This is a genomic window from Labrenzia sp. THAF191a, from assembly GCF_009363335.1.
Lineage (GTDB): Bacteria > Pseudomonadota > Alphaproteobacteria > Rhizobiales > Stappiaceae > Roseibium > Roseibium algicola.
Genome location: NZ_CP045333.1, coordinates 3,815,858 through 3,834,315, shown reverse-complemented (window position 1 = coordinate 3,834,315; position 18,458 = coordinate 3,815,858). Strand labels below are relative to the sequence as shown.

Genomic DNA, 18,458 nt, shown 5'->3' with positions numbered 1-18,458 from the left:
TCCAGTTTTTTGTCCGAGATCCAATAAATCTCAAAACTAACCTTTTTGTACGTACTAACAAAAAGTAAGTGATCCGTCTACATGGGCAGCATCCGATGCATTTTCGAACGATCAACCTTCAAGGAGAAACACAATGATCGCAGTCACGGGTGCCAATGGTCAGCTGGGCCGTCTCGTCCTCAAACATCTTGCCGGCCTCACCGTCGAGCCAGTTCGCGCGCTTGTCCGCTCACCGGAAAAAGCCGGCGATCTTGCCACGGACCAGGTTTCGGTGGTGAAGGCAGATTACGATGATAGCGCCACCCTGCCGGCTGCGTTGGAAGGTGTTGAGCGTCTTCTGCTGATCTCCGGATCGGAGGTCGGCAAGCGCGCGCCGCAGCACAAGGCCGTCATCGACGCAGCCAAGGCAGCCGGCGTCCGTTTCATCGTCTACACCAGCCTTCTCAACGTTCCGCAGTCCAGCCTCCAGCTGGGTGTGGAACATGCCGAAACGGAACGGATGCTGCGCGAAAGCGGCATTGCCCATGCCGTGCTGCGCAACGGCTGGTACGTCGAGAATTTCGGCGGCACTGTAGCGGCTGCCCTTGCCCATGGCGCCGTTGCGGGCGCAAGCGGTGATGGCAAGTTTTCCGCCGCTGGACGCGAAGATTACGCAGAAGCCGCAGCCCGCACCGTTGCCGGCAGCGACCTGAGCACGCGAGCACTGGAACTTGGTGGATCACCTGCGTTCAGTCTTGCCGACCTGGCAGCGGAACTCTCCAGCCAGGCCGGCCGTGAGATACCGTTCAACAATCTGCCAGAAGCAACCTATGCCGGCATCCTGGTCCAGGCAGGTCTGCCGGAAGGTTTTGCAAATGTCCTTGCTGATTCCGACAGAGGCGCGTCTCAAGGCGAGCTCTTCACGACTTCCACGGCCCTGGAGGACCTGATCGGTCATCCGACACGCTCGTTGAGTGATTTCATCTCCGAAAGCCTCAAAGCGAACGCCTGACGTCCGCTAATTGCCTGCTCCGGCACGAAGGCGGCCCCTCCGCCTTCGTGCAATCATTTGAATTTGTGGTCGGTTGGTTCAAGGATATTTGTTGGTTCCCCATCGGCGAACCTGTTAGGCAGATGGTCCTGCACTTTCCCGGTACCCGATCATGTCCCTTGCCAACGCATCCGATCCATACGTCCAGGACGGGCCTTACGCCTGGTTCCGGTTGGCGATTTCGATTTTGCTGAGCACCCTTGGTGGTGCAGGCATGTGGGCGGTTGTCATCGTTCTGCCTGCCGTCCAGACGGATTTCGGGATCGATCGTGCCGGAGCGTCCCTGCCCTACACCGCGACGATGTTCGGCTTTGCCGCGGGCAACTACCTGCTTGGCCGCGTCGTCGACCGCTACGGCATTGTCATACCCGTCATCGGCTCTGCACTTTCACTCGGCGCCGGCTTCGTTCTGGCCGCCTTTGCGCCGGATGTCTGGAGCTTCTCTCTGGCGCAGGGCCTGCTGATCGGTCTGGGCACCGCGGCCACATTCGGCCCGCTGATCGCCGATATCTCCCACTGGTTCCTGAAACGGCGCGGTTTTGCCGTCGCCTGCGCCGCCTGCGGAAACTATCTTGCCGGTGTGCTCTGGCCATCGCTGATCCAGTGGAGCCTTGCGACGTCCGACTGGCGCCAGACCTATATCCTCATCGGCGTCATCTGCCTTGTCGCCATGGTGCCGCTGGCGCTTTTGCTGCGCCGGCCTCCTCCGGACACATCCCTGAGCACCGGTGCGGCCACGGCCCGTTTCGGTCGCCAGGACACCGGCCTGCCACCCGCGGTTCTGCAGGCTCTTCTCGTGGTCGCCGGTCTTGCATGCTGCGTCGCCATGTCGATGCCACAGGTTCACATCGTCGCCTATTGCGTCGATCTCGGTTATGGCGTCGCCCCCGGAGCGGACATGATCGCGCTGATGACCGGTGCCGGTGTGATCAGCCGGCTGGCATCCGGATATATCGCCGACAAGATCGGCGGTGTCATGACCCTGCTGATCGGTTCCGTGCTGCAATGCGCAGCGCTGTTCCTGTTCATTCCCTTCAACGGCCTGGCTTCGCTCTATCTCGTGTCCCTCATCTTCGGTCTGTCGCAGGGCGGCATCGTGCCCAGCTATGCCGTGATCGTGCGAGAATACCTGCCGGCCCGCGAAGCTGGACAGCGTGTCGGCCTGGTGATCATGGCAACCATTCTCGGCATGGCCCTCGGGGGCTGGCTGTCCGGCTGGATCTACGACCTCACAGGCTCCTACCAGGCCGCGTTCCTGAACGGTATCGCCTGGAACTTCCTCAACATGGCGGTGATGATCTTCATCTTCATGCGCGGCAAGATGAGGCCGACGGGCGCAGCCGCTTGAAGCTGTGGTTCCGATGAACGGCCAGAGGACGCCAGTTACTTCAGGACGCTGAAGTTGCTGGTGATCAACCAGATCTGCGACAGCAGGACAACGCTGACAAGACCGATGTGATAAGCGGACTTGCGGATCCTCGTCGCGGCCAGCACCAGCACGATCATCACGATCTGACGCACCAGATACGCGGTTCCAAGATCGTTGAAATAATCGATCCCCTTCAGCCGCGAGTCCACGATGTCGAGCACGAACATTAGGGCAAGCAAGCCGTAGATCCAGGTCTGCCTGGCGTGGAAATAATCCTTGTAGCTGGCGTATTCGCCCATCTTGTCCGGATAAAGCACGGCGGTAATAAAAAAGTAGAGTGCGGCAAAGGCGATTACGAACAGATAGCTTTCGAACGTCCAGACCTGAATGCGGCCAAGTGCGAATTCGAACCACCAGAAGTGAACGACGGACAAAAGCATGAACAACGACCACCCAAGGTGCACGCTGTAGATCTCTTCGCGTTGGGGATGCTGAACATACCGCGCGAGGCCATTGAGCAGCCGCGCAACACCCAGCCCGATCACCATGCCGATGATGATCCGGATGTGGGTGAATTCCGCAAGATTGGTGGGAAGTTTGTCCATGTGGGTCCGTTTTGGTCTCGATAGAGCAACACTATACGAATGCTGCCTGATGGAAACCGTCGAGATCCGCCACAACCAACCTTGAGGCTCGCTCTGACCAGCGGCCGTTCAACCAGGCCCGGTTGAACGGCCGGAAGCGGTCCATGCGAGGTTCTAGTGTGCCTGACCCGTGCGGGAGCGCAGGAGGAGCACGAAGAAAATGCCGCCAATCAACCCGGTGACAATGCCGATCGGCATATCCTCGGGGGACAGAAGCGTTCGTGCGATGATATCCGCCCATATCAGGAAGATTGCGCCAAGCATCATCGATGCCGGCAGAACCCGGCTATAATTGCCCCCTACAAGAAAGCGGGCAATATGCGGCACCATCAGCCCGACAAAGCCGATGATGCCTGAAAAGGCGACCATCACACCGGTGATCAGAGCTCCCAGCACAAATACCGTGAGACGGAACCGGGCAACCGGAATGCCGAGTGTCGACGCTGTTTCATCGCCGATGGTCATCGCATTGAGATCGGCAGACCGCAGCAGAAAATACGGCGCCACCAGCAGCAGAATGCCAAGCGGAAACGGTAGTTGAGCCCACTGGGCAAGACCGAGACCACCCAGCATCCAGAAGACAACCGTATGCGTTGCCCTCGGATCGCCCAGGAAAATCAGGATATTGGCGATCGCCATGATGATGAAGGACACGGCCACACCGGCCAGCACCAGCCGGTCGGCACTGGTTGCAGATGCAAACCGTGTCACCCCGAGCACAAGAAAAGTTGCCGCCAACGCACCGGCGAATGCCATCAGCGGAACGGTCATCAATCCCAGAAACAGGCCTGTATGCAGCAGCGCAAGAATGGCGCCAGCCGCTGCACCGGACGAAATGCCGAGCAGATGCGGATCGGCCAGTGGATTGCGCGTGACGGATTGCAGGGCCGCGCCGACAACGGCCAGACCTGCACCGACAAACCCGGCCAACAGCGCCCGCGGAAACCGGATCTCCCAGACGATAGCCTCCCGACCCTTGGTCCAGTCAATCGCGAACAGATCCGGCATCACACCATTGGCCAGGATCTTGAAGACAGTGCCGCCCGGGATCGCCACCGCACCCGCACCGATGGCAGCTACAATGGAAATAGCCAGCACCAGCACGCCGGCCAGAAGCAATACCCCATTCCCCCGCAACCGGCGCAGGCCAGCGCTTTTGTCCGTGAGCACGCTCATGCGGGCCCATCGTTTCTGCCTGCAACGGCAGTTCGAAGCATCTTTTGCAAGGCTCACTCTCCCCAGAACGCTTCGGTGAGCTTTCCGATGGCCTTGAGGTTCCGCGGTCCCGGGGTTGCCTCGACATAGTCCAGCACGACAAACCGGTCGTTCTTGACGGCTGCAATGTTGGCCAGAGCGGGATTGTGTTTCATGAAGTCGCGTTTCTGGTCAGCCGTCACTTCGCCGTAGTTGACGATCACGACCATGTCCGGGTCTTTTTCCACCACGGTTTCCCAGTCGACGGTCGCCCAGCTCTTTTCAAAATCGTCCATCACGTTGACGCCGCCGGCTGCCTCGATAAGCGCTGTTGGCATGGCATATCGTCCGGCGGTGAAGGGCTTGTCTTCGCCGCTGTCGTAGACAAAGACCCGCAGCGGCTCTTCACCAGCAGGCACCGTTGCCGCGATCCGGTCCAGCTCCAGCTTGTAGGCCGCAACAAGATCGTGGGCGGTGTCTTCAACACCGAAGATCTTTCCGAGGTTGAGGAGGTCGTTATAAAGATCGTGCAGAGACGCCTTCGGCTTGTCGCCGATATGAATGCAGGATTCGGTCAGCTCGTAGACCTTGATGCCGAACGGCTCCAGCGTTTCAGGCGTCACTTCACCGCCCACCTTCATGCCGTAGTTCCAGCCGGCGAAGAAGAAATCGGCGTCGGCTCCGATCAGCACTTCCTTGCTCGGATATTTCGACGCGAGTTCCGGAAGTTCGGCAATGCCCTCACGCATCTCCGCGTCCAGCGTCTTCCAGCCTGAAATGCCGGTATAACCAACCATGCGGTCGCGCAGGCCAAGTACCAGCATCATCTCGGTCAGATTGACGTCATTCGAAACGGCTGCTTTTGGCGGCGTGTCGAAGGTCACCGTGCGGTTGCAGCTGTCCACGCTCGTCTGCGCAAATGCCGGAACAGACAGAAAGGCGAGCGCGAGGCCCAGGGCAATTTTTTTCATATTAAGTCTCCAGAAATTCAAAGATGGAAGGTCAGGTAGCGCTCGCGGCTGGCAGACAGTTGCTCCAGTCGGACCTGTACCGAATAGGCTTGCTCAATGTTGCCGGGGGTCAGCACCGTCTCCGGCATTCCCTGGGCAACCAGTCGGCCCTCATGCAACAGCAAGACCTTGTCGCAGACACGGCTTGCCAGGTTGAGGTCGTGCAGGCTGGTGACAATGGTAATGTCCAGATCGGCAATCAGCTCGACGATCTCGAGCTGATGACGAATGTCCAGATGGTTGGTCGGCTCATCCAGCACCAGAAGCTTTGGTTCTTGCGCCAGCGCCCGGGCCACCATCACCCGCTGCCTTTCCCCCCCGGACAATGTGCCGAAGGCTCTTTGTGCATAGGACAGCAGATCCATTTTCACGAGACAGTCATCGACGATCTCGGCGTCCCGCTTGCCTGCGCCGGCAATACCGGTTGCATGGGGACGCCGGCCGAGTGTGACGATCTCGCGCACGGACAAGGCAAAGTCGGTCGGCTGCTCCTGAAGCACGGCGGCGATCGTTTTGGCGGCCTCCCTGGCACTGATGTGCCAGAGATCCGTGCCATCCAGAAGGATTTCGCCCGTTTTCGGTTTCAGGAAGCGATAGAGCAGCCGCAACAGGGTGGATTTGCCGGCACCATTGGCGCCGGCAATTCCAAGAACCTCACCGGCAGGCAGATCGAAGCTGAGCGGATGCAGAATGGTTTTGCCCTGCCCCGTCTTCCAGCTGACCTCGCGAACAAACAGATCGACCCCAGTCATGAGAACGCCGTCCCGTCAGCTTCCGAAACGATCATCGCTGCCGGAAGCCGGCCTTGCGATGCGCTCCAGCGCTTGCCGTGTCTTTCCTCGGTCACCTCGCATCCATTTTCAATCTGGCGATACCGATTGGCGTAGTCGACCAGGTCGTCGATGTCCGTATCGTCCTCAATGTCCCCAAAGAGGTAGATCGCCTTGTCGGTGGCCTTGAATGCCAGCGTGCAAGGTCTCGAACAGCTCTCCATGTCGGCTGTTCCGCTGATTTCGAACTCGTCTCCAACGACAGGCACTGCCTGTGCCATTGCGCTCTTCAGCTTGCAGATCAGCCCATATCCGGGATGGCAAGCCTGCCCATTGTGACGACAGGTCGTGCAGACGAATATCTTGTGCGGATCATTGCTCATGACGCGCCTCCACGGCTTCTGCCAGTGAACCGACAGGAGGCTGCGGAAAAGCAAAGGCATTGCTTTCCTGGTTGCACTTGGCACGGCCGGATCGGGTAGGTTTGGCACATTCATCATGTAATGTTATTACATTACCAACATTCTTGCTGACAACAGATTTTTGCAGCCCATCAGGAACCATCGCGCGCACTGCGCGCGCCGCCAGTGGATCAGCCTCGGTCAGGAGGTTGGCAAGTCTTGAGAATTCAGCAGAAAATTTCCGGTTCATATCGCCCTCCGCGATTTCGCGGGGCAGTCAGGAACCGAATGTGCAACTTTGCCGGCAGGTGCCGATTGGCCATGTCACTCACTCCTCCGGGGCACCCCGCCCGGGTTAAGGTTTAAGGTGAAATGGCAGGTCTCCTGACTTGCGGGTCATTGCTTGCCTGATCCTTCCCGGGGTCTCCCCAGTGGCGCTTTCAGGTTTGCTCACCGCTCACAGTTGCGGGGGCAGTCACGGATTTGCAGCCTTTCGGGCTCGTCGCACCGTGTTCCCTTTTAATCCCGGTCCGGAGTTCGGAGTCGGGAACCATCTCTTCCTAAGTGCGCGAACGCCTGAAAAATGTCAAAGACTTTTGCAGGTCGCCGCTCTTGTCTGAAAGCACGGCAGGATGGCCAGGAGGCGGAAACACCCTGCCGCCTCGGCAGTATTGACCCTTGCCTTCAAGGCTCAAAAATCTTACCTCCGATCCATGAAACAGGATGCCCTTCCCCCGCGCGCCGCAGCGCGCCCCCTCACCCTTGAGACCCACGGCATTACCCGCCAGGACGATTTCGCCTGGCTGAGGGCGGACAACTGGCAGGAGGTCATGAAAGACCCGTCCGTGCTGGATGCCGACATCCGCAGCTATCTGGAAGCGGAGAATGCCTATCACGAAGCGCAGATGGCACCGACGAAGGCTCTGCAGGAGAAGCTTTTCGCGGAAATGCGCGGCCGCATCAAGGAAGACGACAGCTCGGTTCCTGCTCCCGACGGCCCCTTCGCTTACGGCCTCAAGTATGAAACCGGCGGCCAGCAACCGGTTTTCTTTCGCACCCCGCGTGACGGCGGCGCGGAAACGGTTCTTCTCCATGGCGACAAGGAAGCCGAAGGAACGGCATATTTCCGGATCGGCGGCGTTAGCCAGTCGACGGATCACAAGCTCATCGCCTGGGCTTATGACGACAAGGGCTCGGAATATTATTCACTGAGGCTGCGCGACGCCCAGTCTGCCAAGGATTTTGACTACGCCATCGAGGATACGGGCGGCGGCGGCGTCTTCTCGGAAGACAGCCGCTATGTGTTCTACGTTCGCCTCGACGCCAACCACCGGCCCTCGAAACTCTTCCGTCACGAAGTCGGTTCCGACCCTGCGAGCGACGTTCTCGTCTACGAGGAAAAGGATGCCGGCTTCTTCATGGGCGTCGGCAAGACCCAGTCCGGCGACACCATCGTCATCGACATTCATGATCACGAGACATCCGAAGTCTGGATGATCCCGGCCACCGACCCGACCGCCGAACCGGTGCTTGTCGCAGAGCGCGAGACCGGTATCGAGTATTCCATCGACGATCACGGCGACACACTCTACATCCTGACAAACGCAGGCGGCGCCGAGGACTTCAAGATCGTCACTGCGCCGAAAGGCAATCCCGGCCGCGAAAACTGGTCCGATCTTGTGCCTCACAAGGCAGGATGCCTGATCCTGTCGCACTGCGTCTACAAGTCCTTCATGACGCGGCTGGAACGCGAAGACGGCCTGCCGCGCATCGTGATCCGCCGGCTTGCAGACAACATCGAGCACTCCATCGCCTTCGACGAGGAGGCCTATTCACTCGGCCTTGGCGGCGGCTACGAGTTCGACACGAGCACGATCCGCTTCACCTATTCCTCGATGACAACGCCATCGCAGACCTTCGACTACAATGTCGAGACCCGCGAACGTGTTCTGCGCAAGGAACAGGAAGTGCCTTCCGGCCATGATGCGGACGACTATGTCACCCGCCGGTTGATGGCTCCCGCAGCCGACGGCGAGACCGTGCCGGTGTCTGTGCTCTACCGCAAGGACACCAGGCTCGACGGCTCCGCACCTCTGCTGCTTTACGGCTATGGCTCCTACGGCATCACCATTCCCGCAAGCTTCAACACCAACTGCCTGTCGCTGGTCGACCGGGGGTTCGTCTACGCCATCGCCCATATTCGCGGCGGCAAGGACAAGGGCTTCCACTGGTACAAGGATGGGCGGCGCGAGAACAAGAAGAATACCTTCACCGACTTCATAGCCGCAGCAGACCATCTTGTTGCGGAAAACTTCACCTCGCACGATCGCATCGTCGCTCAGGGCGGCTCGGCTGGCGGCATGCTGATGGGTGCGATTGCCAACCTGGCACCGGAAAAATTCGGCGGCATCATTGCCGAAGTTCCGTTTGTCGACGTTCTGTCGACCATGCTGGACGACACGCTGCCGCTCACGCCGCCGGAATGGCCGGAATGGGGCAACCCCATCACGGACAAGGCAGCCTACGATTACATCGCGTCCTACTCGCCCTATGACAACGTTGAGGCAAAGGACTATCCGGCCATCCTTGCGGTAGGCGGATTGACCGATCCGCGCGTAACCTACTGGGAACCGGCCAAATGGGTCGCCAAGCTGCGGGCAACCGGCACTGGCGACAAGCTGCTGATGCTGAAAACCAACATGGAAGCCGGCCATGGCGGCGCTTCCGGCCGTTTCGACCGGCTGAAGGAAGTCGCAGAGACCCAGGCCTTTGCCCTTTTGGTGACCGACAAGGCCTGACACTTCGTCAGACCCGAAGATTATCCGGGCGTGCGGAGCAGTTCGCACGCCCAGGAACCTAAATTACTTTCACACGCTTGTGCGGGTACCACCCGAGCGAACGTGACTTGATTTTGACCAAGTCTTCGGCTCATGTGAGAGTTGTTGCAAATCAATCAATTGAACGGTCCTGGACCGTACCGACGCTGTTCACTGGAGCCCGTGATGACCTGCTACCGCACACTTCCGCACCGCCTTGCTGATGGGCTGAAAAAGGGGTTGCGCCTGGTTCCGGTCATGGCCGCCACGCTGAGCCTTGCCGCATGTCAGTCCTACGACACGACCGGCGGCAATGTGGTGGAAACGCTGCTGTTCTCCCCCACTTTCACCAAGAACCGGCAGGACATCCCCAGCACCTACAACACAGCTTATGACTGCCGCACCTTTACCGGCAGCGGCTGGAAAGGCATTGCCGGTGGCAAGGTCTTCAATTTTAGCCAGAAATACATCATCTCCCAGGCCGGTTGCTTCAAGACTCAAGGCGAATGCAACGCATGGCTTGCGGTCATGTCCAGTTACATCGATCAGCCGCGCTACATCCGCTGCAATCCCTACACAGCGTAGGACATCAAGCGGATCTTGCAGGATCACGCTGGACGACAGTCCCCTGAAATACGGGAAGCGCTGCCATGAACGGTTCCATGTAATCAAGCAGGCAGCGCGCCCGGGCATTGAGCAGCCGCCCGGTGGGCCATACCGCAAAGATATCCCGTTGCTGCCCTTGCCAGTCTGCGAGCACAGGTGTGAGGCGGCCTGAAATCAGGTCATCGGAAATCTCGCTCACAGGCAACAGAGCGAGCCCGTGACCATCGCCGGCCAGCTGCCGGGCAAGACTGATGTCATCGACAACGACACGCGCATCGACAGGCACGGTTTCGCGGCAGCCCGTTTCCCGATTTGTCAGTTGCCATTGCGGAAGCGTGGACACCCGCACCACCTTGTGCCGGCCGATCTGGTCCGGTCGATCCGGGGCGCCGGCCTGTTCAAGATATGCAGGCGCCGCCACGAGAACCGTTGCCACCACCCCGAGACGCTTCTGGTAAAGCCGCTCATCGGTTTGGGGTCCGGCCCGAAGGGCAATATCGACCCTGTGTTCCAGTAGATCCTTGTTCTCGTTGCTGAGCGTCAGCGTCAGCTGGATCTCCGGAAAGGTCTTGAGAAAATCCGACCACATGGGCTGCAGGATGCCGATGGAAATATTGGTGGGCGCCGCCACCTTCAACGCTCCCCGAAGACCGTGCAGATCAGTGCTTAACCCGTCCAATGTCGTCTCAGCGTTTTGAACCAGGTCGGCAAAGGCCTCGAAATACGCCTCACCCGCCACCGTCAGATTGAACTTCCGCGCGGAGCGAAAGACCAGCTGAGTGCCTATGGTTTCCTCTAGCTTCGCCAGGCGCCGGGTCACCGTTGCCGCAGGCAATCCGAGATGCGCGGCTGCCTTTGCCAGGCTTCGATTACGCGCGATGTGAACAAACAAGGCAATGTCGTCGAGCATGATTTCATTTTCAAAATTTAAACTCTCATTATTCGATATAGATTGAGATTAGAGAAATCAATAAATCTGTCTTCGTTCTTAAACGCAACGGAGACACTCATGGGCAATTACTTCATCAGCGCTGGTATCGAACTGCAACAGGGTGCGGAGCGGACCAGGGCAGAGACGGAACTGCGCCGACTTGTGGCTGAAACCCAACACGAACCCGGCTGCAATTTCTTTGAAATCCGGCAGAACCTGCAGGATCCCGACAAGTTCACCCTGTGGGAAAGCTGGACTGACAAGGACGCCCTGGCCGCCCATTTCGAAATGCCGCACACCAAGGCCTATCTCGCGCAGAACCTGACACAGGTCAGCTACATTGAAGAACTGGGCGAAATCGGCACCAGCGAAGCGATCAAAAGGTAGTCAGTCATGAAGAACCGATTGATCGCGACGTTGCTGATGTCACTGGGTCTGTCGCTCTTGATGTCGTGCTGGGTCACATTCCTGAACCTCGGCTGGAGCGACAGGTTCTTCTGGCAATGGATGAATGCCTTTCGTCTGGCCTGGCCCGCTGCTGCCGTCATCGCCTTCTTTCTCGGCCCGCCCGTGCAAAAGGCAACGCTGTTCCTTTCAGCCCGCCTGCCGTAATCAGCAAAGGAAAAACGATGCCTCCTGCCCGACAGAATTTCGAGGAACTGGGCCTGCCGGCAGGCCCCTATACCCACGCCGTTCGGCATGGACAGACGGTCTATACATCCGGTTTCACAGCTTTCGGCACACCTGCACAGGCCGATTCGGCCGGCCCGCAAACCAGGGCGGTGTTCGCTCAGCTGCACACGATCGCCGCCCACTATGGAAGATCACTGAAAGATCTGGTGAAAGTAACCGTGTTCGTCACCGACATGACCGACTTGCCGGAAATCCGGTCAGCCCTTGCAGAACTCTATGAAAATGAGGTTCCTGCTAGCTCGCTGGTCTGTGTTGCCGCTCTGTTTCACCCACAGTTGAGGGTCGAAGTTGAAGCGATCATTGCAACCTGATCGATGAACGACTTGCAACCGGATTGAGAAATACGTATTATCCCTTAGTTGAATAGCAATGGACCGGCTCTACAACTTGATGGAGATACGTGTTCCAACTTCTCGAATAACTGTGCACGGGCAAAACGACCCAATAATAAAAAGCGAAACTTGACCACCTGCTCGCAGGTGGTTTTGTTTGAAAGCGTCAGTTGTTCACCCGTTCAGTTGCTTTTTGAAGAAAACCGTCTCCAGGATCGGCGTATCGTAATAGGCGCCAACTTGCTCAAACCCCGCGGCTTTATAGAGCTTGATGGCGCCCGTCATGCTTGGCAGCGTGTCCAGCAGCATCTCCCGGTAGCCGGCGGCAACCGCCGCTGCGATTACAGCCTCCACCAGCGCACCACCCACACCTTTGCCGCGTCCGTCCGGCAGGACGTAGAGCCGCTTCATTTCACACGCGCCGTCTTTTCCGAACGCCCGCAGGCCAACACAACCGAGAACCGAGCCTTCCTCATCCTTCGCCAGGAAAAGCGCCCCGGACGGCGGCGCGTATTTCCCCGGCAGACCTGCAAGCTCTTCTTCGAAGCCCTGGTAGGAAAGGTCGATGCCGAGCCAGTCGACATAGGCCCGAAACAGGTGCCGGATCGGCGCCAGGTCGTTTTCGGTTGAAACGGGTACGATCGAAATTTGCTGCGATTGAATCATGGAATGACAAAATGTCCGCGTGGTGTCGTCAGTTGGCTGTCGGCGCAACGGGCGGGATGGCTTTCAGGTAGGCGGCGATCGCTTCACGATCACTGGCAGGAAGCTTGGCCATGTTTTCCTGAACATGCACCATTTCACCACCGACGGAATCGTATTCAGGCGTGAAGCCGCTTTCCAGATAATAGGCAATATCGCTTGCGCTCCAACTGCCGAAACCACCATCCACCGGCGTAATGTCCGGGATACGGCCTTCTCCTGTGGGAGCCGGCGCGCCACCGAGCCATTTCGCCAGATCCAGTCCCCCTGCAAAATTTCGAGCCGTGTGGCATTCACCGCAGTGACCGGGCCCTTCCACCAGATACCGCCCGCGGTCCCAAAGGGCAGCGTCGACTTCGTTGCCGCCTGAAGGGGCGGCTATGACGGGTGACGGATCCAGGAACAGCCGTTTCCAAAGCCCCAATCCACGACGGATATTGAACGGAAAACCGAGCTCATGAGGTGGCGTCTTGCCGTTGACGGATGGCAGCGTTTTCATGAAGGCAAATAGATTGCCGATGTCTTCGCCAGACATACGGGCATAGGAAGTATAAGGGAACGCCGGGTAATAGTTTCGCCCGTCCGGCGATGTGCCATGCGTCATGGCATTGGCGAAATCAGCAAGCGACCAGGCTCCGATACCGTCTGTCGTACTGGACGAAATGTTCGGGGCAACAAACACGCCGAACGGCGTCTCCAGGCGAAGGCCTCCGCCAAGCTTCAGCTTGTCGTCTCCTGCAGCATCCTTGGCCGCATGGCAGGACGTGCAACCGCCGGCCCAGAATACAAGTTCCCCTTGCGACGCATCCCCTTGGGCAATGGCGGCAAGCTGGGCTTCGCTCAGCTTCGTCGGCGCGGACAGGAACCAACCCGCACCTGCCGCAACAACCGCAAGAACGACGAGGACGATGACAGCCTTTTTCATGAGGTCTCCCTGGGTCTTCCTGGCACCGAAACGCCAAAACAGCGGCTCTTCAACCCGGGCAGGGTGAAAAGCCGCTGATCTGTCTCACAGTCTGGAGCCTGCCTGTTGCAGTCTGTGTGCGGTAGACCCCGGAATGCCGCCGGTCAGTTTTTCTTACGGTAAGTTTCGTGGCACGATTTGCAAGAGCCGAACACGGGGCCCATCGCAGCCTTGAAAGCCTCGACATCCGCAGGACCGTCCTTGCCCGATGCTTCGAAGGCTTTTGCAGTCGCGTCCGCAAACTTGGCCAGCTCAGCGGAAAATCCGTCCGGATCTTCCCAAATGGCCGCAGCGGCTCCGGTTTCACCCTGATCGGAGCCAGCAGGGAAATAGTCTCCGAATGTCAGGGCTGCTGCATTCATCGTTGCGATGGCAGCCTTACCGGCAGCAGGAGAATAGGCGATCTCCCCTTTCATCAGGCCACCACCGAGCCCGGCAGCCGCGCCGACCGACGACATGATGGCCTGCCGGGTCGCAATCGGATCGTCAGACGCCTGAGCAATGGAACCGGCAAGGCCAATCCCGGCCGCAAGACCCAATACAACAGCCGATTTGATCATTCGCATCGTTCTCTCCCTCTCGTGGAAATTGCCTTCGGCAATGATTCACCAGTGCGAGTACAGCCCATGTACCGCTCGGTCTGAAAATCACGGTCGCGTGAAGTGCGCCATGTTCGGTGAACACAGCGTCAACGCTGACGAAACAGCCAAACAAAAAACCCCGGCCTTTTCAGGCCGGGGCTTCATAAAACGGGGTGGTTCCCGAATTACTTCGTTGCAGCTTCGTACATTTCCAGCACGTAGTCCCAGTTGACCATGCTGTCGATGAAAGCTTCGAGGTACTTCGGGCGCGCATTGCGGTAGTCGATGTAATAGGAATGTTCCCACACATCACAGCCGAGAATCGGCGCTGCACCGTGTACCAGCGGGTTTTCACCGTTCGGGGTCTTCATGATTTCCAGCTTGCCGTCCTTGACTGCGAGCCAGGCCCAGCCGGAGCCGAACTGGCCAACACCGGCGGCGATGAAGTCGGCGCGGAACTTGTCGAAACCACCAAGATCACTGTCGATAGCGGAAGCCAGTGCACCCGGAAGCGAGCTGCCGCCACCGTCTTTTTTCATCCACTTCCAGAAGTGAATGTGGTTGTAGTGCTGACCGGCGTTGTTGAACAGCGGAGCGTTCTTGCCGAAGCTTTCCTTCACGATTTCTTCCAGGGATTTGCCTTCCAGGCCGCTGCCGGCGAGCAGCTCGTTGCCTTTGGTGACATAGGCCTGGTGGTGCTTGTCATGGTGAAACTCGAGAGTTTCAGCAGACATGTAAGGGGCCAGCGCGTCATATGCATACGGCAGGTCAGGCAATTCGAAAGACATGACAAACTCCTTAAAAGGTCGGTGACCGGCGGCGACATTCCTGCTTCATGAAGGAATGCAGGAACGGCCGCGTCGAGCGGCAAAATAGGATTGCTGGGCCGTCACGGCAAGCGCCGATCCCCAAAATAAAGAAATTTTTTCTTTTTATTTTAGGACGTACGATCTGCCGTTGACACTTCCCACGAGGGGAACGCGTCCACACGGCTGCAGTTGCGCCACTCACGGGAATGTGATCAGTAATTTTCGAAAGAAAAGCGCCGTTATTTTTAACAAAAACACTTTAAAAAGATAGAATTATATAAGAATATACAAATGATTTAGATAATTACCGATTTTAAATCTAGCCATTATTAAATAACAAATAGAAAATACCGCCTATTTTCTCAAGAAATATTATCCTTGCCACCACTATCGCCTCTCAGGTCAGTTCCAGAAACAGCAGTACTCTTGACGAATGCTACAACAACTGGATTTCATGGTGTAACGACAAGACCTGCGGCTACCCGAACAGTTGCTACGGTGGAGCATGGTTCATTGCGACGGTATCAATAAGGCCTGCATGACCCGGTTTCCCGGTTCCAAGGTCCAGTCGGTGCGAAACAATGCCCTGCGAAAGCCAATACGCACCAATACTCGTCTTGTCGCCGCTGTTGTCCGGACAGGAAACTGATCGCCTTCACCCTGCCCTGCACCAACCCTACTTCAACGCGTTCCTTGAAATGACAAAGCAGAGCGATCGTGCAAGATAGCAACGACTGCTTGTCAGTTTTCACATATCGCCTCACGACCGGAACCCCATGTCACCCATCTCGCGCTCTCCTGCCGCATTGGCTTTCGGCGGTCTGCTCGCCCTTGCTGCCGCGATGGGCATCGGCCGGTTCGTCTACACCCCGATCCTGCCCTTCATGACCGACGGCCTGCAGTTGCCGCCTGATGATGCCGGCCTGATCGCGTCCGCGAATTTTCTCGGATATCTGGCCGGAGCTCTTGCCGGCGCCTCAAGGTCGCTGCCCGGTAATCCGCGGCTGTGGTTTCTCGGCGGTCTTCTTGCCAGCGCCCTGACCAGTGCCGCCATGGCGCTGACCACTTCCCTGTCTCTGTTTCTGTTGATCCGCTTCGCCAGCGGGGTCGCAAGTGCCTTTGCGCTGGTTTTTTCAACCAGCCTGATCCTGGAGCGGCTGACGGCAGCCGGTCGCGGTGGCTTGAGCGCTCTCCACTTTGCCGGGGTTGGCTGCGGCATTGCCTTTTCCGCTTTTCTGGTCGCCCTTCTGGCGCATCTGGGGGCAGACTGGCGTGGGCTCTGGCTGGCCAGTGGCGCTGCCACGCTTTGTTTTCTTCTGGTGGCTGCATTTCTGGTGCCGTCCGAGCCGTCTCCCCAGCCAGTCACCACACCTGCGCAAAGCTCCCGCGACGAAGCCACGGCATCTCCGTTTGGCTCTGCCAGCCGCATCCGCCTGATCCTGGCCTACGGCCTGTTCGGTTTCGGCTATGTCATCACCGCGACCTTCGTCAATACGATCGCTCGCGCCAATCCGGCGCTTCAATCAACCGAAGCCTTCGTCTGGTTGACAGTTGGGCTGTGCGCTGCGCCTTCGATTTACGTCTGGAACAGGATTGCCGCGCGCATGGGCACTCGAAAGGGCTTCGCTCTTGCCTGCGTGCTGGAAGCGGCAGGGGTTGCCTTGACGGCGGTGAGCACAGCACCTGTGCTCTTCCTTTTCGGCGCAGCGCTCCTCGGGGCAACCTTCATGGGTATCACCGCCCTTGGCCTGATGGAGGCACGGCGCGAAGTCAGCCGGGACGGACCGGCTGCAATCCGTCAGATGCTTGCGGTACTGACGGCAAGCTTTGGCGTCGGGCAGATGGCCGGGCCCTGGGTTGCCGGCCAGATGCATCATCTGACCGGGTCCTTTACTGCCTCATCCCTGGCAGCCGCCGCGGCGCTTGTGGTAGCCGCGGCACTGGTCGTCAGATGAAACTCCCCACTCAGGCGTGGGAGAATTCCCAGTAGAGTTCTCTTGCGCGAGCCGCGATCGGACCAGGCTGCAGGTCGCGTTCCTCGATCCGCTTGACCGGCGTTACCTTGCTGTAGTTCCCCGTCGAGAAGATCTCGTCGGCTTCCAGGAATTCGCCATAGTCCATGGTGCGCTCGAAAACGTCATAGCCAACGGACCGCAGCAGCTGAATGACGCGCTGACGGGTAATGCCGTTCAGGAAGGTGCCGTTGGGAACCGGCGTGTGCACCTTGCCTTCCTTGGCCATGAAGATGTTGGCCGACGTCAGTTCAGCGACATTGCCCAGCATGTCGCGAACGACGGCGTTGTCGAAGCCGCGCCCCTTGGCCTCCAGCATCGCTCTCGCATTGTTGGGATAAAGGCAGCCGGCCTTGGCGTTGACAGGCATGCATTCAACAGTCGGACGGCGGAATGGAGACAGCGTGATGCTCATCGCCGCATCCTTGGGTGCCATCGGCGCATCGAACAGGCACAGGCAGAACCGCGTGCTGTCCGGATCGCCCACGATCACCCCGGGTCCGTCACTTTCGACCCAGTACATGGGCTTGACGTAGATCTGCTGGTCACCACCGAATTTGGCGCAGCCTTCCTTGGTGAGCTCGACCATTTCACCAACCTTCATGGTCGGCTTCATGCCCAGCGCTACGGCACTGTCGTTGACGCGTTTGCAGTGGAGATCGATGTCCGGCATCACACCTTCAAAGAAGCGGGCGCCGTCAAAAACGCTGGAACCGAGCCAGGAAGCATGAGTGCGCGGGCCCATGATCGGCGGATTGCCCTCGTGCCAAGTCCCGTCGATCCAGGTCCAGGTGTCACTCCATCCGCTCATGTCTCTTCCCTTTTCTGCGCTGCGGTTGTGCAGTCTGTCCGCCGAAACAACACCGCTCATCACGGCAGGTCAATAGCTTACCGCGAAATTGAGGAAAGTTGCTGTCATTCTTCGCAAGATACGATGATATCAGGATAAAAATCACCAAAACACCCACTTGAGCGACATCAATTTTTCAAGTCGGATCGTGCAATGACAAGATGCGGATCCCATCACCGGCCCTGGCTTGGAAACCCCGACCCCGCCCTCTGACCATTGACTCTCGCCACACAAAGTTCACTATATGTTCTTGTAGCAATTTTGGGAGTTCAGGATGGAACAGCGCATTTCCGTGACGACGCTCGTGGTCGAAGACGTTGCCGAGGCACGCCGCTTCTTCGAAGACGGCCTGGGATGGCAGGTTCATTCCTCACCAGGTCCCGAAGTGGTCTTTTTCCAGGTTCCCGGCAGTGTATTTGCCCTCTATGGCCGCGCCTCCCTGGAAGAGGAAATCGGACGCTCTGTCACCGACCGCCCCACTGGTGCGGTGACGCTCGCCTGGAACGGCAGGTCGGAAGCCGAGGTGGACACAAGCTTCCTGAAAGCGCTTGCCGCGGGCGCCCGATCAGTCAAGGAACCCCAGAAAGCCTTCTGGGGCGGGTATTCCTCTTACGTGGAAGTCCCCGGCGGTCACCTGCTCGAGATTGCCTATAACCCGTTCTGGCCGGTGGAAGAGGATGGCGCAATCACCCTGCCCCCAGTCCAATAGCGGGGCACAATTGCTGTATAAGTCCTGCCTGCGAC

General features: G+C 58.4%; 21 protein-coding genes and 1 riboswitch. Of the genes, 9 read left to right on the top strand and 12 right to left on the bottom strand.

The features are described from left to right. Positions 1–133: 133 nt before the first annotated feature. Complete coding sequence (locus FIV05_RS17620; RefSeq protein WP_152510462.1) at positions 134–991, top strand: SDR family oxidoreductase; 858 nt, start codon at positions 134–136, stop codon at positions 989–991. Positions 992–1,142: 151 nt separating this feature from the next. After that, positions 1,143–2,378: an MFS transporter gene (locus FIV05_RS17615; RefSeq protein WP_023000999.1), complete on the top strand. Its 1,236-nt coding sequence runs from the start codon at positions 1,143–1,145 to the stop codon at positions 2,376–2,378. A 35-nt stretch (positions 2,379–2,413) separates the two neighbouring features. Here the strand turns inward: FIV05_RS17615 and FIV05_RS17610 are convergent, their stop codons facing one another. The 6 genes from FIV05_RS17610 to FIV05_RS17585 form a co-directional block, all read right to left on the bottom strand. Then, positions 2,414–3,004, bottom strand: a complete 591-nt coding sequence (locus tag FIV05_RS17610) for a hypothetical protein (protein WP_023000998.1) — start codon at positions 3,002–3,004, stop codon at positions 2,414–2,416. 153 nt (positions 3,005–3,157) lie between these two features. Further along, the gene (locus tag FIV05_RS17605) at positions 3,158–4,219 is read right to left on the bottom strand and encodes an iron ABC transporter permease (protein ID WP_152510461.1); all 1,062 of its coding nucleotides are present in this window, start codon (positions 4,217–4,219) and stop codon (positions 3,158–3,160) included. Between the two features lie 53 nt (positions 4,220–4,272). After that, on the bottom strand, positions 4,273–5,208 hold the full coding sequence (locus FIV05_RS17600) for an ABC transporter substrate-binding protein (RefSeq protein WP_152510460.1): 936 nt from the start codon (positions 5,206–5,208) through the stop codon (positions 4,273–4,275). A 17-nt stretch (positions 5,209–5,225) separates the two neighbouring features. Next, positions 5,226–5,999: an ABC transporter ATP-binding protein gene (locus tag FIV05_RS17595; protein ID WP_152510459.1), complete on the bottom strand. Its 774-nt coding sequence runs from the start codon at positions 5,997–5,999 to the stop codon at positions 5,226–5,228. Continuing rightward, positions 5,996–6,400: a DUF1636 family protein gene (locus tag FIV05_RS17590; RefSeq protein WP_152510458.1), complete on the bottom strand. Its 405-nt coding sequence runs from the start codon at positions 6,398–6,400 to the stop codon at positions 5,996–5,998. The genes FIV05_RS17595 and FIV05_RS17590 overlap by 4 nt, the downstream gene beginning before the upstream one ends. Continuing rightward, entirely contained in the window at positions 6,390–6,668 is a 279-nt protein-coding gene (locus FIV05_RS17585; RefSeq protein ID WP_152510457.1) for a hypothetical protein, read from the bottom strand. The genes FIV05_RS17590 and FIV05_RS17585 overlap by 11 nt, the downstream gene beginning before the upstream one ends. Before the next feature lie 106 nt (positions 6,669–6,774). Beyond that, a riboswitch (cobalamin riboswitch) is annotated at positions 6,775–6,988 on the bottom strand. A 143-nt stretch (positions 6,989–7,131) separates the two neighbouring features. Here FIV05_RS17585 and FIV05_RS17580 point away from each other — a divergent pair. Together FIV05_RS17580 and FIV05_RS17575 are read left to right on the top strand one after the other, a co-directional pair. Then, positions 7,132–9,216 carry a S9 family peptidase gene (locus FIV05_RS17580; protein ID WP_152510456.1) on the top strand — a complete coding sequence of 695 codons (2,085 nt, stop codon included), beginning with the start codon at positions 7,132–7,134 and terminating at the stop codon, positions 9,214–9,216. A gap of 204 nt (positions 9,217–9,420) precedes the next feature. Beyond that, positions 9,421–9,819, top strand: coding sequence for a hypothetical protein (locus tag FIV05_RS17575; RefSeq protein ID WP_023000992.1), 399 nt, complete (start codon positions 9,421–9,423; stop codon positions 9,817–9,819). Positions 9,820–9,823: 4 nt separating this feature from the next. Here FIV05_RS17575 and FIV05_RS17570 read toward each other — a convergent pair whose 3' ends face one another. After that, on the bottom strand, positions 9,824–10,750 hold the full coding sequence (locus FIV05_RS17570; RefSeq protein WP_152510455.1) for a LysR family transcriptional regulator: 927 nt from the start codon (positions 10,748–10,750) through the stop codon (positions 9,824–9,826). A 99-nt stretch (positions 10,751–10,849) separates the two neighbouring features. Here FIV05_RS17570 and FIV05_RS17565 point away from each other — a divergent pair, with 99 nt between their 5' ends. From FIV05_RS17565 to FIV05_RS17555, 3 genes are read left to right on the top strand one after another with little or no spacing between them, the layout of a single operon-like run. Beyond that, positions 10,850–11,158, top strand: coding sequence for a putative quinol monooxygenase (locus tag FIV05_RS17565; protein WP_023000990.1), 309 nt, complete (start codon positions 10,850–10,852; stop codon positions 11,156–11,158). Positions 11,159–11,164: 6 nt separating this feature from the next. Next, positions 11,165–11,383 carry a DUF2798 domain-containing protein gene (locus FIV05_RS17560; protein WP_023000989.1) on the top strand — a complete coding sequence of 73 codons (219 nt, stop codon included), beginning with the start codon at positions 11,165–11,167 and terminating at the stop codon, positions 11,381–11,383. A gap of 17 nt (positions 11,384–11,400) precedes the next feature. Beyond that, positions 11,401–11,775, top strand: a complete 375-nt coding sequence (locus FIV05_RS17555) for a RidA family protein (RefSeq protein ID WP_152510454.1) — start codon at positions 11,401–11,403, stop codon at positions 11,773–11,775. A gap of 195 nt (positions 11,776–11,970) precedes the next feature. Here FIV05_RS17555 and FIV05_RS17550 read toward each other — a convergent pair whose 3' ends face one another. The 4 genes from FIV05_RS17550 to FIV05_RS17535 form a co-directional block, all read right to left on the bottom strand. Next, on the bottom strand, positions 11,971–12,462 hold the full coding sequence (locus tag FIV05_RS17550; protein ID WP_152510453.1) for a GNAT family N-acetyltransferase: 492 nt from the start codon (positions 12,460–12,462) through the stop codon (positions 11,971–11,973). A gap of 28 nt (positions 12,463–12,490) precedes the next feature. Next, positions 12,491–13,423 carry a cytochrome c gene (locus FIV05_RS17545; RefSeq protein ID WP_152510452.1) on the bottom strand — a complete coding sequence of 311 codons (933 nt, stop codon included), beginning with the start codon at positions 13,421–13,423 and terminating at the stop codon, positions 12,491–12,493. Between the two features lie 143 nt (positions 13,424–13,566). Continuing rightward, positions 13,567–14,022, bottom strand: a complete 456-nt coding sequence (locus FIV05_RS17540; RefSeq protein WP_152507621.1) for a cytochrome c — start codon at positions 14,020–14,022, stop codon at positions 13,567–13,569. Between the two features lie 206 nt (positions 14,023–14,228). Then, positions 14,229–14,831, bottom strand: a complete 603-nt coding sequence (locus FIV05_RS17535; protein ID WP_023000984.1) for a superoxide dismutase — start codon at positions 14,829–14,831, stop codon at positions 14,229–14,231. A gap of 797 nt (positions 14,832–15,628) precedes the next feature. Between FIV05_RS17535 and FIV05_RS17530 the strand changes: the two genes are divergently transcribed. Further along, the gene (locus tag FIV05_RS17530) at positions 15,629–16,807 is read left to right on the top strand and encodes a YbfB/YjiJ family MFS transporter (protein ID WP_152510451.1); all 1,179 of its coding nucleotides are present in this window, start codon (positions 15,629–15,631) and stop codon (positions 16,805–16,807) included. A 10-nt stretch (positions 16,808–16,817) separates the two neighbouring features. Here FIV05_RS17530 and FIV05_RS17525 read toward each other — a convergent pair whose 3' ends face one another. Then, positions 16,818–17,675: a branched-chain amino acid aminotransferase gene (locus FIV05_RS17525; protein ID WP_055656627.1), complete on the bottom strand. Its 858-nt coding sequence runs from the start codon at positions 17,673–17,675 to the stop codon at positions 16,818–16,820. 313 nt (positions 17,676–17,988) lie between these two features. On the opposite strand from FIV05_RS17525, the gene FIV05_RS17520 reads away from it, so the two are divergent. Beyond that, positions 17,989–18,423 (top strand): VOC family protein, encoded by a 435-nt coding sequence (locus FIV05_RS17520; protein ID WP_152510450.1) that lies wholly within the window; start codon positions 17,989–17,991, stop codon positions 18,421–18,423. The last annotated feature ends 35 nt before the right edge of the window (positions 18,424–18,458 follow it).

Excerpts from the sequence above, each read along its gene's own strand:
- FIV05_RS17620 (WP_152510462.1), top strand. The coding sequence starts at position 134 with ATGATCGCAGTCACGGGTGCCAATGGTCAGCTGGGCCGTCTCGTCCTC.
- FIV05_RS17615 (WP_023000999.1), top strand. The coding sequence starts at position 1,143 with ATGTCCCTTGCCAACGCATCCGATCCATACGTCCAGGACGGGCCTTAC.
- FIV05_RS17610 (WP_023000998.1), bottom strand. The coding sequence starts at position 3,004 with ATGGACAAACTTCCCACCAATCTTGCGGAATTCACCCACATCCGGATC.
- FIV05_RS17605 (WP_152510461.1), bottom strand. The coding sequence starts at position 4,219 with ATGAGCGTGCTCACGGACAAAAGCGCTGGCCTGCGCCGGTTGCGGGGG.
- FIV05_RS17600 (WP_152510460.1), bottom strand. The coding sequence starts at position 5,208 with ATGAAAAAAATTGCCCTGGGCCTCGCGCTCGCCTTTCTGTCTGTTCCG.
- FIV05_RS17595 (WP_152510459.1), bottom strand. The coding sequence starts at position 5,999 with ATGACTGGGGTCGATCTGTTTGTTCGCGAGGTCAGCTGGAAGACGGGG.
- FIV05_RS17590 (WP_152510458.1), bottom strand. The coding sequence starts at position 6,400 with ATGAGCAATGATCCGCACAAGATATTCGTCTGCACGACCTGTCGTCAC.
- FIV05_RS17585 (WP_152510457.1), bottom strand. The coding sequence starts at position 6,668 with ATGAACCGGAAATTTTCTGCTGAATTCTCAAGACTTGCCAACCTCCTG.
- FIV05_RS17580 (WP_152510456.1), top strand. The coding sequence starts at position 7,132 with ATGAAACAGGATGCCCTTCCCCCGCGCGCCGCAGCGCGCCCCCTCACC.
- FIV05_RS17575 (WP_023000992.1), top strand. The coding sequence starts at position 9,421 with ATGACCTGCTACCGCACACTTCCGCACCGCCTTGCTGATGGGCTGAAA.
- FIV05_RS17570 (WP_152510455.1), bottom strand. The coding sequence starts at position 10,750 with ATGCTCGACGACATTGCCTTGTTTGTTCACATCGCGCGTAATCGAAGC.
- FIV05_RS17565 (WP_023000990.1), top strand. The coding sequence starts at position 10,850 with ATGGGCAATTACTTCATCAGCGCTGGTATCGAACTGCAACAGGGTGCG.
- FIV05_RS17560 (WP_023000989.1), top strand. The coding sequence starts at position 11,165 with ATGAAGAACCGATTGATCGCGACGTTGCTGATGTCACTGGGTCTGTCG.
- FIV05_RS17555 (WP_152510454.1), top strand. The coding sequence starts at position 11,401 with ATGCCTCCTGCCCGACAGAATTTCGAGGAACTGGGCCTGCCGGCAGGC.
- FIV05_RS17550 (WP_152510453.1), bottom strand. The coding sequence starts at position 12,462 with ATGATTCAATCGCAGCAAATTTCGATCGTACCCGTTTCAACCGAAAAC.
- FIV05_RS17545 (WP_152510452.1), bottom strand. The coding sequence starts at position 13,423 with ATGAAAAAGGCTGTCATCGTCCTCGTCGTTCTTGCGGTTGTTGCGGCA.
- FIV05_RS17540 (WP_152507621.1), bottom strand. The coding sequence starts at position 14,022 with ATGATCAAATCGGCTGTTGTATTGGGTCTTGCGGCCGGGATTGGCCTT.
- FIV05_RS17535 (WP_023000984.1), bottom strand. The coding sequence starts at position 14,831 with ATGTCTTTCGAATTGCCTGACCTGCCGTATGCATATGACGCGCTGGCC.
- FIV05_RS17530 (WP_152510451.1), top strand. The coding sequence starts at position 15,629 with ATGTCACCCATCTCGCGCTCTCCTGCCGCATTGGCTTTCGGCGGTCTG.
- FIV05_RS17525 (WP_055656627.1), bottom strand. The coding sequence starts at position 17,675 with ATGAGCGGATGGAGTGACACCTGGACCTGGATCGACGGGACTTGGCAC.
- FIV05_RS17520 (WP_152510450.1), top strand. The coding sequence starts at position 17,989 with ATGGAACAGCGCATTTCCGTGACGACGCTCGTGGTCGAAGACGTTGCC.